The sequence below is a fragment of the Halovulum sp. GXIMD14793 genome (assembly GCF_054457435.1).
In genome coordinates this window covers 1-10987 of record NZ_JBTLNE010000086.1, presented here as the reverse complement: position 1 = coordinate 10987, position 10987 = coordinate 1, and the positions used below count along the sequence as shown (strand labels likewise).

The window sequence follows — 10987 nt, the reverse complement described above, 5'->3', positions numbered from 1 at the left end:
AAAGGCGACTGATCGGGATTATGCAGAGTAAGTATCTAAACAACATCGTCGAGCAGGATCATCGTTTTATCAAGCGGATGACACGGCCGATGCTGGGCTTTAAAGCCTTTCACTCTGCCGCCGCAACACTGGCCGGAATTGAAACCTCACACATGATCCGCAAAGGACAAATCACCGCCCAAGGCACAAACGGTTTCCAGCAATTCGCTGCCCTCGCAGGATAAGTGCGTCCGGGAGAAAGGTGATTGCTGCCCCTGGGAAAATTTGCGACACAACCACTTTGGCCCATAGGTTCTCGATCAGAACCGCATCCATGTGATTGGCCGATCTGAACGGGCGCCCCGTGAACTTGATGATGTTCTCATGGCCAAAATGAGTGTCTGCGGTAAACCAAGTGTTCATAATCGGACTTGACATTGCGTGCATCAAAAGTATGCTTATGTATGACATATCGAAAAAGGACATGCCATGCCTTCAGCTGAACGAATGACCATCACGATGCCATCTGACATGGCCGAGACATTGCGCCAGACCGTGGCCGGCGGCGAGTATGCTTCAACCAGTGAAGTTGTCCGCGAGGCATTGCGTGACTGGACGCGGAGCCGTGACGCTGAGCTGCGCGATCTTGAAACCCTACGGGATGCGATCAAGGCGGGGTTGGATAGCGGCCCAGGTATTCCGGCCGACCAGGTGTTTGCCGAGCTGCGTGCGCGTTACGCCGACAAGTCCTGATCGTGGCAAAGCTGGTTATCCTGCCCGCCGCGCGGGCAGACCTTATCGACATTGGTGACTTTATTGCGCTCGACAACCGATCCCGTGCAGCCTCTTTCGTGTCTGAGATCGAGGCGAAGATCATGGAGGTTGGTGAGCGGCCCGGCAGCTTCCAGAAGCGCGATGACCTGCACGAAGGGCTGTGTCATGCAAGGCATGGTCGCTATCTGATTTTCTTCATCGAAAGAGATCATGAAGTGCAGATCGTGCGTGTGCTTCAAGGATCACGAGACTTGCTGAAATTACTGCTACCTTAGGTTGAGCGAGGCAAGATTGTTCTGGCTGAGTTCGGCTATGGCGGCACTTTGCTTCCGAGCTTCCCCAAATGGATGGTAGATGGGACCAAACCCACCCGGGCGGCGTGGCTTTTGAAAGAGAAAATTCTTCCTCCGATCTATTGGCAGGCCATGTTGCGGGGGCGGGAATGGATGGCGAAGCCTGAAAAAGTCACCGTCAATTAGAGTTAATCAAGGCTCGCCCTTCTGGCCTTGATTTCGGTGGGGCCTAATCCAGCCAGCGCCCCACCACCTTATCCAAAGGACTAAAATGAAACGCTATTTCCCAATCCTGGACTGGGGGCGTCACTACACGCGCGCCAGTTTCGCCAACGACATGATGGCAGCAGTCATCGTGACGATCATGCTGATACCGCAGTCGCTGGCCTACAGCCATCGGGCTGGCGATTGCAGCGGTGGCGCTGACGCCGCTGGTCTTTTACCTTCCCAAGGCCACGCTTGCGGCCACCATCATTGTCGCTGTTTTAAGCCTTGTTGATTTTTCGATCCTCAAGAAATCGTTGGACTATTCAAAAGCCGATTTTGCGGCGGTGGCTATGACGATTGCCCTAACCCTGACTGCGGGGGTGGAAATTGGCGTCATGGCAGGCGTAGGTCTTTCGATCGCGCTGCATCTGTTCCGCACGTCGCGGCCCCATGTCGCCGAGGTCGGGCGGATGCCGGCGTCAGAGCATTTCAGGAATATTCTGCGGCATGAAGTGGAAACGGACCCGCGCGTCGTGACGCTTCGGGTCGACGAAAGCCTTTACTTCGCCAATGCACGTTTTCTCGAAGATTACATCTATGATCGCGTCGCAGCGGATTGTCCGGTCGAACATGTCGTGCTGATGTGCTCGGCCGTTAATGCGATTGATTATAGCGCACTTGAAAGTCTTGAGGCGATTGACGCGAGACTTGAGGATATGGGCATCAAACTGCATTTGTCCGAAGTCAAGGGACCGGTCATGGATCGGCTGAGAGACGGCCATTTCCTTCGACACCTTTCGGGTCAGGTCTTCTTGTCGCAGCACGAAGCCTTTGAAGCGCTGACAAAATTAGACTTAGCTGGTCATGAAGCGGCTGAGTAGCATTGTGTGAATGGCAAACCTGGAAAAACGAACTCTAGATGAGATGGCAGGGCCTGAGGCCTCGCAGATTTCGCGTGCCTCTCTTTTAGGTGTTGCAGCATCCTTGTTGTGGATCCCCCAGGCCATTTTAGTGGCGTGGATATTCGCCTCACTGATCGAAGAGCGGGCGACGGCGGCGATGCTCTTCACCTGTGCGGGCGGCTTTTTGGCATTGGCGATCATGCGGGCGTCTTTGGGGGTGTGGGCAGACAATCAGCTTGATGCATCCGCCCGGCGCATCGTGGTTCGCCAACAAGCCCAAGTTTTGCATCACGAACAAATCATCAGTCCCTATGCTGCAAACGCGAAATCATCGGCTGTCGTTGCTGCGTTGGTCACCGACAAACTGCCGATGCTGGTTCCGTATCTTACCCGTTATCGCCCCGCCATGACCCGGGTGATTATCGTGCCCCTGGTCATTCTGATTGTCGCCTTTTCAATGTCTTGGGCCATTGGCGCTGTGTTGGTGATGGCGGGGCCGCTGATCCCCGTCTTTATGGCGCTGGTCGGCATGGCTGCGCAGGACGCGTCTGAAAAGCAGATGGACGAGATTTCAAACCTGAACGACCTGCTGCTGGAACGACTGAGCGCTTTGGTCGATACAAAGCTATTGGCTGCGGAAGGCTATGTTGCTGAGGAGTTTTCTGAACGTACAGACACTTTGCGGTCCCAGACGATGGAAGTGCTTCGCATCGCATTTCTGTCTTCTACGGTTCTGGAGCTTTTCTCGGCGATTGGTGTGGCAATGGTGGCTGTTTATGTTGGTTTCGCCCTGCTAGGAGAGTTGGGTTTTGGGGCCTACGCGACCCCATTGACGATGTTTGAAGGCATGTTGCTCTTGCTGCTGGCGCCTGAGTTTTTCCAGCCTTTGCGGGACATGGCAGCTGCCTGGCATGATCGGGCGACGGGTCTGGCTGTTGCCAAAGAGGTTAGCGAAGTTCATCTCAACGACGCCACAACGATGGTTATGCCAAGCCAAACCGGCACTGCGCTTTCTGGTGCGCCCAGTCTCAAGTGGTCGGCACTGCATTTCATGCGCGAAAGCGAGTTTACCCTGCCCGCTGGTGAGATCAGAGCGGGTGAAGCTGTTGCGCTGACGGGACCAAGTGGGGTGGGCAAATCGACCTTGATCGCCGCACTGGGGGGCGTCCTCGTGCCGGCTGAAGGGCGGATAGATATTGCTGGAAAGCGGCTAGGGCCAGAAACAGTTGAGGCTGCGCGCAACATGATCGCTTGGATCCCACAGGCGCCGTTCTTCTTCGCAGGCACTTTGCGGGACAACCTGACATTGGGCGGCACGCCAGCGCGGCCTGTTGAGGCGGCGTTGGATCTGGCCTCAGCCAGCGATATCGTCGCGCGGCTACCCGGTGGACTTGAGGCAAAGCTGGGCGAAAGCGGGGCAGGCGTTTCGGGCGGGGAGGCGCGGCGGTTGCTGCTGGCGCGCGCAGCCTGTCGCGGGGCGCAGATTGTTCTGGCGGATGAACCAACGGCTGATCTGGACGATCAAACTGCCGCGCAAGTTATTCAAGCCTTGCTGACCTTGCGAGAGCAAGGCGCGACTGTCGTTGCCGCAAGTCACGATCAGCGTTTGATTTCCACCTTTGATCGGGAGATCGCGCTATGACGCATGTGCTAAAAATCGCGCGATACCTCTGGGCGAAAGAACGCACCGCGCTTTGGCGGGCGTTGCTTTTGTCCGTGGCAGTGCTGGTTGCCGGGATCGCGCTGCTTGGTCTGTCCGGCTGGTTCATCGTAGCTGCAGGCGCAGCGGGATTGGCGGGGGCAGGGCGCGTGTTTGACGTGTTTCGTCCGTCCGCTGGCGTCCGCTTTCTGGCGCTTGGGCGCACGGCGGCCCGCTATGGCGAGCGCATCCTGTCCCATGATGCGACTTTGCGGTCGCTTGCGCGGTTGCGTTTGCAAGTTCTGAGGCATCTGACCCGCGCACTGTTTGCCCAGATGGTTCGGATGCGGGGGGGCGAGGTTCTAAATCGTCTTACGTCTGACATTGATGCCTTGGATGGTCTGACAATCCGTCTGGTTCTTCCGGTTCTATCTGGCGTTGTGACATTGATTTTGACGCTCTTGGCGCTTTGGTGGTTGGTTGACCTAAGTTTGGCTGTCTATGTGGTCGGCGGCTTGGTCGTTGTATCAGCGTTGATCTTTGCGATCCTTGCACGTCGCACTTATGCCCCAACACAACGCGTTGACGAACTGACACAAGCGCTTCGCTCTGGTGCGGTCGATCACCTACGGGGCAGGGATGTTCTGGCTTTTGGAGGTCAGTTAGATCGAAGCGAACACAACCTTGTTGGCAAAAGCGAGGAACTGTTCAAAGCGCAGCGTCAGATCGCGATGCAGGAACACCGCGCAGGGGCTGCACTTGTCTTGGCAAGTGGCGTGATTAGCGCCGGAGCGATGGTAATTGGCGGTCTTTTGGCACTGTCCGGAGAAATCGCTCCAGCCCGCGCGGCCTTGGGTTTCTTTGCCACTTTGGCCCTTTTCGAAATCGTCGCGCCCTTGCGCCGGGGCCTTGCTGAGGTCGGGCGTATTCGGGCGGCTTCTGGGCGGTTGTCCGGCTACGTTGACCCGATTATAGCGCCGCCGATTTCGCAGGCGGCTTCCGGATCGACACTCACCTTGAACGCACTACAAGTCGGCAATGCAGCACCTTTGTTGCACGCGCCCCTCAGCTTTGAGGTTGCGCCCGGTGAAACCGTTGCTTTGGTCGGGCCGAGTGGGTCTGGAAAGTCCATGATACTCAATACGATAGCAGGGTTGTTAGAGCCGTTGTCCGGAGAAATCATAGGAAACAGTCCGGATCAGATCGGTTATCTTGTACAGCGCCCAGCTTTGATCCGAGGCTCAATCCGTGATGCGGTTTTGTTTGGACGGGATGATAGCGACGCCCACGTGCAGGAGGTTCTTGTCGCCGTTGCTTTATGGGACGTCATTGTGGATCGCGGTGGACTGGACAGCGGCCTTGGTGAAGGCGGAGCAGGGCTATCGGGAGGTCAACGCAAGAGACTTGCTTTGGCTCGGGTGCTTATTCGGCGGCCAAGCGTCCTTCTTTTGGATGAGCTGACCGAAGGTTTGGATGATGAAACGGCACAACGAGTTCTAAATGGTGTCCGACATTTTTTGCCCGAAGCTGCTATACTCATGGCTGCACATCGCAAGATGGAAATAGAATTCTCGGATGGGCAAATCGCGGTGGGGTAATGTGACATTGTCACATAGCAAGCACCAGATGAAGCTAGTATGATACATGACAGGACTTTTACATAGCCAAAGAAGGGGCAAGCTATGGAGCTAGATGTCGTCGAACTCTCGCGTTTGCAGTTCGCAATGACTGCAATGTATCACTTCCTCTTTGTGCCTTTGACGCTTGGTTTATCCATCATCGTTGCGATTATGGAGACCGTCTATGTCATGACAAACCGCCCCATCTGGCGGCAGATGACCAAGTTCTGGGGAACACTGTTCGGAATCAACTTTGTTCTGGGGGTCGCAACCGGGATCACGATGGAGTTCCAGTTCGGGATGAACTGGTCATACTATTCGCATTATGTCGGCGACGTCTTTGGTGCGCCGCTGGCGATCGAAGGGCTGATGGCCTTCTTCCTTGAGGCGACCTTTGTCGGTTTGTTTTTCTTTGGCTGGGATAAGCTGAGCAAGGTTCAGCACCTTGTGGTGGCTTGGCTTGTGGCCATCGGATCGAACTTCTCCGCCCTGTGGATTCTGATTGCAAATGGCTGGATGCAGCATCCTGTGGGGGCCAAGTTCAATCCGATCACCATGAGAATGGAGATGACATCCTTCTTTGAAGTGTTGTTCAACGATGTGGCTCAAGCCAAGTTTGTTCATACTGTATCTGCCGGGTATGTGACGGCGGCGGTCTTTGTGCTGGGTGTTTCGGCCTGGTACATGCTGAAAGGGCGGCACCTTGAGCTGGCACGCCGGTCTATTGCGGTGGCCTGTTCTTTTGGTCTTGCGTCTGCCCTGTCGGTCGTCGTTTTGGGAGATGAAAGCGGTTATGCGGCCACCCATTCACAGCGTATGAAACTCGCCGTTATGGAAGGCATGTGGCACACCGAGCCAGCACCAGCGTCGTTTACTGCGGTTGGTATTCCCGACATGGAAGCACGCGAGACCCACTATGCGGTTCATATTCCGTATGTGATGGGCCTGATCGCGACACGCTCTTTGACCCGGGAAATTCCGGGCATTCATGAACTGGAGATGGAAAGCCGTGACCGTATCCGAAACGGGATCAAAGCCTATGACGCGCTGATGGATATTCGTGAGGTCAAGGATGAAGCCACGCCAGAGATGATCGCCAAGTTCGAGGAACACAGTGCTGACTTGGGCTATGGTTTCCTTCTGCTGCGCTATGTCGATGACCCACGCGACGCGAGCGAGGAACAGATCAATATGGCAGCCGAAGACACCATTCCCGCCGTGTTCCCAATGTTCTGGGCTTTCCGCATTATGGTTGGCCTTGGCTTTATGTTCATCGGTGTGATGCTCTACTTTTTCTGGCGCACGTCGTTCAAAGGCGGCAGCTATCCACGCTGGGCGCTGTGGGGCGCGGTTGCCATCATCCCCACACCGTGGATTGCTGCCGAGCTGGGGTGGTTCGTCGCTGAATATGGGCGTCAGCCTTGGACAGTGGACGGGGTCCTGCCCACGGCCATGTCAGTCAGCCACTTGAGTGTGACCGAACTTCTGATCACCCTGGCCGGGTTCATGATCTTCTATACGATCCTGTTCATCGTCGAGATGGGCTTGATGCTGCGCTACATCCGCAAAGGCCCTTACATGGACGTGGCAGAAACCGAGAGTTGGACCGCCATGCACAAGCACCGCTTGCGCACCCATGACAGCAACGTTCCAGTCAACACACCAGCGGAGTAAATGACATGATCCTCCATGAAATGATCGATTATGATGTCTTGCGCGTCATCTGGTGGCTTTTGCTGGGTGTTCTGCTGATCGGCTTTGCTATGACAGACGGCTTTGACATGGGCGTAGGCGCATTACTGCCTTTCGTCGGCCAAACCGACATCGAACGGCGCGTTGTGATCAACACCATCGGGCCTGTTTGGGAAGGAAATCAAGTCTGGTTCATCCTTGGCGGCGGGGCCATCTTCGCTGCATGGCCACCGCTTTATGCGGTAAGCTTCTCGGGCTTTTACCTGGCGATGTTTGTGGTTCTCGCGGCTTTCATCGTCCGGCCTGTGGCGTTCAAATACCGCTCGAAGCGCGAGAGCACCACATGGCGGACGTCATGGGACTGGGCCTTGTTCGCTGGTGGCGCGGTGCCTGCGCTGATCTTCGGTGTTGCCGTTGGCAACGTGTTGCAAGGGGTGCCGTTCCATCTGACCGAAAACCTCTATCCGATGTATGACGGCAGCTTTTATTGGAAGTTCCTCGGCCTTCTGAACCCGTTTGCGCTTCTTTGCGGCGTGGTTAGCTTTGCGATGCTGCTGGCCCATGGCGCTGCTTGGCTGGTGCTGAAGACCGAAGGGGTTATCCAAGGCCGCGCTCGACGGATCGGGTCGATTGCAGGGTTGGTTGCTATGGGCGGGTTCGCCCTTGCCGGGCTTTGGCTGGCTGTTGGGGTTGAAGGCTATGCCTTGGCCGAACAACCAGCTGCAAACGGGCCTTCCAATCCATTGCTGACCGAAGTCACAAAGGGTGGCAGTTGGCTAACGGCCTATGCGGTTCGCCCGTGGATCGCCATTGCGCCTGTCTTGGGCTTCCTCGGCATGGGGCTCGCAAATCGGGCACTGCGGTCAAATGGCGAGGTCTCCCCAATCCTGTGGTCGCAACTTGGTATCTTCGGCACCATTTCCACTGTGGGCCTGACAATGTTCCCATTCATCCTGCCCAGCTCGATTGATCCGAAATCATCGCTCACCGTTTGGGATGCATCCAGCTCTCACCTGACACTGTTCATCATGCTGTGCGTGACTGTCTTCTTTGTGCCGATCATCGTGGCCTACACCTCATGGGTCTACAAAATCCTTTGGGGCAAAGTGACCGAAGATGACGTCGAACAAGCACAACAATCTTACTAAGGAAGGAAATGACATGTGGTATTTCGCCTGGCTTCTCGGACTTCCGCTCGCCGCTGGTTTTACTGTTCTCAACGCCATGTGGCTTGAGATGCAAGACGACCGGAAACTGACGGACGAAGCAGACTAAAACGTCCCTAAGGTGCGGCCGGAAAAGCCGCACCACACGATCCAACCAAACTTGAAAGGAATACGCCATGCTGCGCAAACAATCCCTCTTTGCCCGAATACTGCGATAACGTCGCTGGTATGAAGCGCAAGTGAGGCGGCGGCAGACAAAGCGTCTACAAATCTAGGGGCACCTCATTCGCGTGTCATGCGGGCACCAGACAGGGACCGATCAACGACGGTTGCCAGCGCCTCGCGCGTACAATCATTCACGATGCACAGCACCCGGAACCGCTGATCCTGCTTCTTGTATTGAAAGACTGTATCCGTCCGGTTTCCCCGCTCTGACGGTGTGATGGAGGGCTTGATAGTGTCCACCATCGATAGTGGACATCATGGGGCACTCTATGGCGGGCAAGAAGGTTCAGAAGAAGCGGTTTTGGTCTGATGACGAGAAGCGCTCGATTTGTGCGCAGACATGGGTGCCGGGCGTATCGGTTGCGCAGGTGGCGCGGCGGTATTCGATGAACGCCAATCTGATCCACAAATGGCTTCGCGATCCTCGGTTCGCTTCAGAAAAGGAGGTCGGGTCGGCCCCGGATCACGACGAAGCGACGTTTCTGCCGGTGGAGATTGAGGAACTGCCAACCGCTTTGAGTCAACAGATTGCGCCGCCCGTTATTAATGCCGCGCAGTCTGTGCTGATGTCAGACAGAGGTCCTGTTGGCTCTAAGCGAAGTCGGTCGATCAGCCTAACCAAGCAGATGCTTCCGTGATCCCTCAAATATATCTCTTAACGCTTCATGCGCTGGCCCCAGCCCGTCAATGCAGTAAGGATTCAAAAATTGCCGCCCACCAAACAAGGCCTTGTCGGTTGGGTTGAGGTCTGCGAGTGCGCAGATCGCGTCCCATTCACCGGCGATTGTGACAATCTGTTGTGTAATGATGTTGAGCGCTTCGTTGTCCGTGAGCAAGAAATCAGGTGCGGCAGCAAGGCAATTGACCAATGTGCTCATTCGGTTTTCGTCCTTGATCAGCATCGCCTGTGTCGCTTCATTCCCAGTGCGACCTTGCGGGCAGATGTCGTAAGCAGGGGAAAGCGTGAGCATCTTGCCATCCCAAAAAGCCGCGTGATTGCGGGCATGATCGTCTGTGTTGCCGCAAAGGACATTAAAGCAGACCCGGCCAAACAGTTCCCTCAGCGTTTCCTTGGGCTTGTTGAAGCGGTGGCGAATGATCTCGGCCAGATCCACATAAGAGGCGTAGCGCGCCATCATCTCATCCAGCCCAAGGATTGTAAGAGCCGACACCATCGCCTTGCGATGCCACTCCTCACCTGCGCGGTTTCGGTCAAACCGCTCGATCAAGAGCACGTCTTTGCCCCCCGCAGTGACCATTGAGACGGGCGCAACATCCATACCGCAGGCAGCGGCCAACTTCATTGCGATGAATTCCGCTTTCACAACGCTATAGAGGTCGCCGCTTGCCGAGAATTTGGCGATCAACTTGCGATCACCGCGATCGATAAGCGCTTTGGGCCGTGCGCCGCCGATAGACGTGCCGTGGTTGAGCGCTTGATCAAGACCCGGTGTCAGCGAAACACCTTTCTCAATAAGACTGGCAGCCTCGATAAGCTCTTCATATGTCGCTTCTGATTTTTGGCGCGGTACATACTCCGTCGCCGATGCTTGGAAATCGAGGGCACCAATGCGGTCAGATCCGGATGCAAGCAGATAGGATATTTCTGTGATTTTACCGACTTCGGCCGCACTCGCCCTTGCGCCCACCAAATGATTGATAAGGACACGCCGACCCCATGCATCTGGAGAGCCGTCGCGAATGCAACCGGCCATCGAAAGTCCCGCCTCAGGCTCAATAATGCCTCTGCGCAGCGACAGTTCCGGCGCATATATCGGTATTGCATCACGACGCTCAAGGTAACTTGCGCCGTAGTTGAAGACGAACCGATCCGCATCTTGCGTGATGCGCCCTGCAACGACGGGGGCAGCGTTTTCTGGCAGCCAGATCCAGACAAATGCTTCCGAGGCTTGCGCAAGCTTAGAAGTCATCATTGACCTCCCGCTTAGAGGTCCGGACGCTCTTTGGCAGAAGCGTCAGTTTTTCATCGAGGCGGGCATTGTGCATGGCCAGGACGCCTTCATCGACATCAAACAGACGCACACCGACAAGCGCTGCGACTTCGAAGACCGTTCCGATTTCAGGACCAGGCGCACCTTTTTCGATGTTGTAAAGTGTTGTGCGGCTAATGTTCGCCCGATCCGCCAGGTCTTGAGCCGTCATGCCCCGTTCCGTACGTCCGATGCGGATCAGCTTGCCGAAGACAGACAAAGCCTGTTTCGTAACCCGTGAATAGCTTCTCTTGCGTTTCATATCGCATTGATGATGTTTGATTAGATGAACACAAAACATTCTTGCGTTCAATATATTAAACATATAATGTCAATCAATCGCTGAGTCAAGCTGCTGTTCAGTATCCTGAACCAACACAACTAGGGCCTGTGGACATTCGGGATTCCCATTTGGTTTGAGTTCTGATTCAACCTTCCAAAAGAGGAGGTTTGAATGGACCCGAGCAGATTTGTTCTCACGGATCGCCAGTGGCGTGCGA

The 10987-nt window shown here is 55.5% G+C and carries 12 protein-coding genes and 2 pseudogenes; 11 read left to right on the top strand and 3 right to left on the bottom strand.

The window, feature by feature from the left end:
* The 10 genes and pseudogenes from ACW9UQ_RS17525 to cydX form a co-directional block, all read left to right on the top strand.
* The coding region (locus ACW9UQ_RS17525; RefSeq protein ID WP_458932296.1) for a DDE-type integrase/transposase/recombinase at positions 1 to 224 on the top strand (224 nt) is incomplete at its 5' end.
* Between the two features lie 244 nt (positions 225 to 468).
* On the top strand, positions 469 to 732 hold the full coding sequence (locus ACW9UQ_RS17520) for a type II toxin-antitoxin system ParD family antitoxin (RefSeq protein WP_458932295.1): 264 nt from the start codon (positions 469 to 471) through the stop codon (positions 730 to 732).
* A gap of 2 nt (positions 733 to 734) precedes the next feature.
* The gene (locus tag ACW9UQ_RS17515) at positions 735 to 1028 is read left to right on the top strand and encodes a type II toxin-antitoxin system RelE/ParE family toxin (RefSeq protein WP_458932294.1); all 294 of its coding nucleotides are present in this window, start codon (positions 735 to 737) and stop codon (positions 1026 to 1028) included.
* A pseudogene (locus tag ACW9UQ_RS17510) lies at positions 1029 to 1232 on the top strand (NAD(FAD)-dependent dehydrogenase); the annotation flags it as partial.
* Positions 1233 to 1435: 203 nt separating this feature from the next.
* A pseudogene (locus ACW9UQ_RS17505) lies at positions 1436 to 2134 on the top strand (SulP family inorganic anion transporter); the annotation flags it as partial.
* 10 nt (positions 2135 to 2144) lie between these two features.
* Positions 2145 to 3797 (top strand): thiol reductant ABC exporter subunit CydD, encoded by a 1653-nt coding sequence (cydD, locus tag ACW9UQ_RS17500; protein ID WP_458932293.1) that lies wholly within the window; start codon positions 2145 to 2147, stop codon positions 3795 to 3797.
* On the top strand, positions 3794 to 5392 hold the full coding sequence (locus ACW9UQ_RS17495) for an amino acid ABC transporter ATP-binding/permease protein (RefSeq protein WP_458932292.1): 1599 nt from the start codon (positions 3794 to 3796) through the stop codon (positions 5390 to 5392). Before cydD ends, ACW9UQ_RS17495 begins: the two co-directional genes overlap by 4 nt.
* 84 nt (positions 5393 to 5476) lie before the next feature.
* Positions 5477 to 7087 (top strand): cytochrome ubiquinol oxidase subunit I, encoded by a 1611-nt coding sequence (locus ACW9UQ_RS17490; RefSeq protein ID WP_458932291.1) that lies wholly within the window; start codon positions 5477 to 5479, stop codon positions 7085 to 7087.
* A 5-nt stretch (positions 7088 to 7092) separates the two neighbouring features.
* Positions 7093 to 8253, top strand: a complete 1161-nt coding sequence (gene cydB / locus ACW9UQ_RS17485; RefSeq protein ID WP_458932290.1) for a cytochrome d ubiquinol oxidase subunit II — start codon at positions 7093 to 7095, stop codon at positions 8251 to 8253.
* 13 nt (positions 8254 to 8266) lie between these two features.
* Positions 8267 to 8380 carry a cytochrome bd-I oxidase subunit CydX gene (gene cydX, locus ACW9UQ_RS17480; protein WP_458932289.1) on the top strand — a complete coding sequence of 38 codons (114 nt, stop codon included), beginning with the start codon at positions 8267 to 8269 and terminating at the stop codon, positions 8378 to 8380.
* 173 nt (positions 8381 to 8553) lie between these two features.
* On the opposite strand, the gene ACW9UQ_RS17475 is transcribed toward cydX, so the two are convergent.
* A complete protein-coding gene (locus ACW9UQ_RS17475) occupies positions 8554 to 8739 on the bottom strand; it encodes a hypothetical protein (protein WP_458932297.1) in 186 nt (61 codons plus the stop codon).
* 26 nt (positions 8740 to 8765) lie between these two features.
* Between ACW9UQ_RS17475 and ACW9UQ_RS17470 the strand changes: the two genes are divergently transcribed.
* Positions 8766 to 9134: a transposase gene (locus tag ACW9UQ_RS17470; RefSeq protein WP_458932288.1), complete on the top strand. Its 369-nt coding sequence runs from the start codon at positions 8766 to 8768 to the stop codon at positions 9132 to 9134.
* On the opposite strand, the gene ACW9UQ_RS17465 is transcribed toward ACW9UQ_RS17470, so the two are convergent.
* Together ACW9UQ_RS17465 and ACW9UQ_RS17460 are read right to left on the bottom strand one after the other, a co-directional pair.
* Positions 9111 to 10427 carry a type II toxin-antitoxin system HipA family toxin gene (locus tag ACW9UQ_RS17465; protein ID WP_458932287.1) on the bottom strand — a complete coding sequence of 439 codons (1317 nt, stop codon included), beginning with the start codon at positions 10425 to 10427 and terminating at the stop codon, positions 9111 to 9113. The genes ACW9UQ_RS17470 and ACW9UQ_RS17465 overlap by 24 nt on opposite strands.
* Positions 10417 to 10749 (bottom strand): helix-turn-helix transcriptional regulator, encoded by a 333-nt coding sequence (locus tag ACW9UQ_RS17460; protein WP_458932286.1) that lies wholly within the window; start codon positions 10747 to 10749, stop codon positions 10417 to 10419. Before ACW9UQ_RS17460 ends, ACW9UQ_RS17465 begins: the two co-directional genes overlap by 11 nt.
* Positions 10750 to 10987: the final 238 nt, after the last annotated feature.

Coding starts and splice junctions, on each gene's coding strand:
- cydB (WP_458932290.1), top strand. CDS start 7,093: ATGATCCTCCATGAAATGATCGATTATGATGTCTTGCGCGTCATCTGG.
- ACW9UQ_RS17460 (WP_458932286.1), bottom strand. CDS start 10,749: ATGAAACGCAAGAGAAGCTATTCACGGGTTACGAAACAGGCTTTGTCT.
- ACW9UQ_RS17470 (WP_458932288.1), top strand. CDS start 8,766: ATGGCGGGCAAGAAGGTTCAGAAGAAGCGGTTTTGGTCTGATGACGAG.
- ACW9UQ_RS17475 (WP_458932297.1), bottom strand. CDS start 8,739: ATGGTGGACACTATCAAGCCCTCCATCACACCGTCAGAGCGGGGAAAC.
- ACW9UQ_RS17490 (WP_458932291.1), top strand. CDS start 5,477: ATGGAGCTAGATGTCGTCGAACTCTCGCGTTTGCAGTTCGCAATGACT.
- ACW9UQ_RS17465 (WP_458932287.1), bottom strand. CDS start 10,427: ATGACTTCTAAGCTTGCGCAAGCCTCGGAAGCATTTGTCTGGATCTGG.
- ACW9UQ_RS17520 (WP_458932295.1), top strand. CDS start 469: ATGCCTTCAGCTGAACGAATGACCATCACGATGCCATCTGACATGGCC.
- ACW9UQ_RS17495 (WP_458932292.1), top strand. CDS start 3,794: ATGACGCATGTGCTAAAAATCGCGCGATACCTCTGGGCGAAAGAACGC.
- cydX (WP_458932289.1), top strand. CDS start 8,267: ATGTGGTATTTCGCCTGGCTTCTCGGACTTCCGCTCGCCGCTGGTTTT.
- cydD (WP_458932293.1), top strand. CDS start 2,145: ATGGCAAACCTGGAAAAACGAACTCTAGATGAGATGGCAGGGCCTGAG.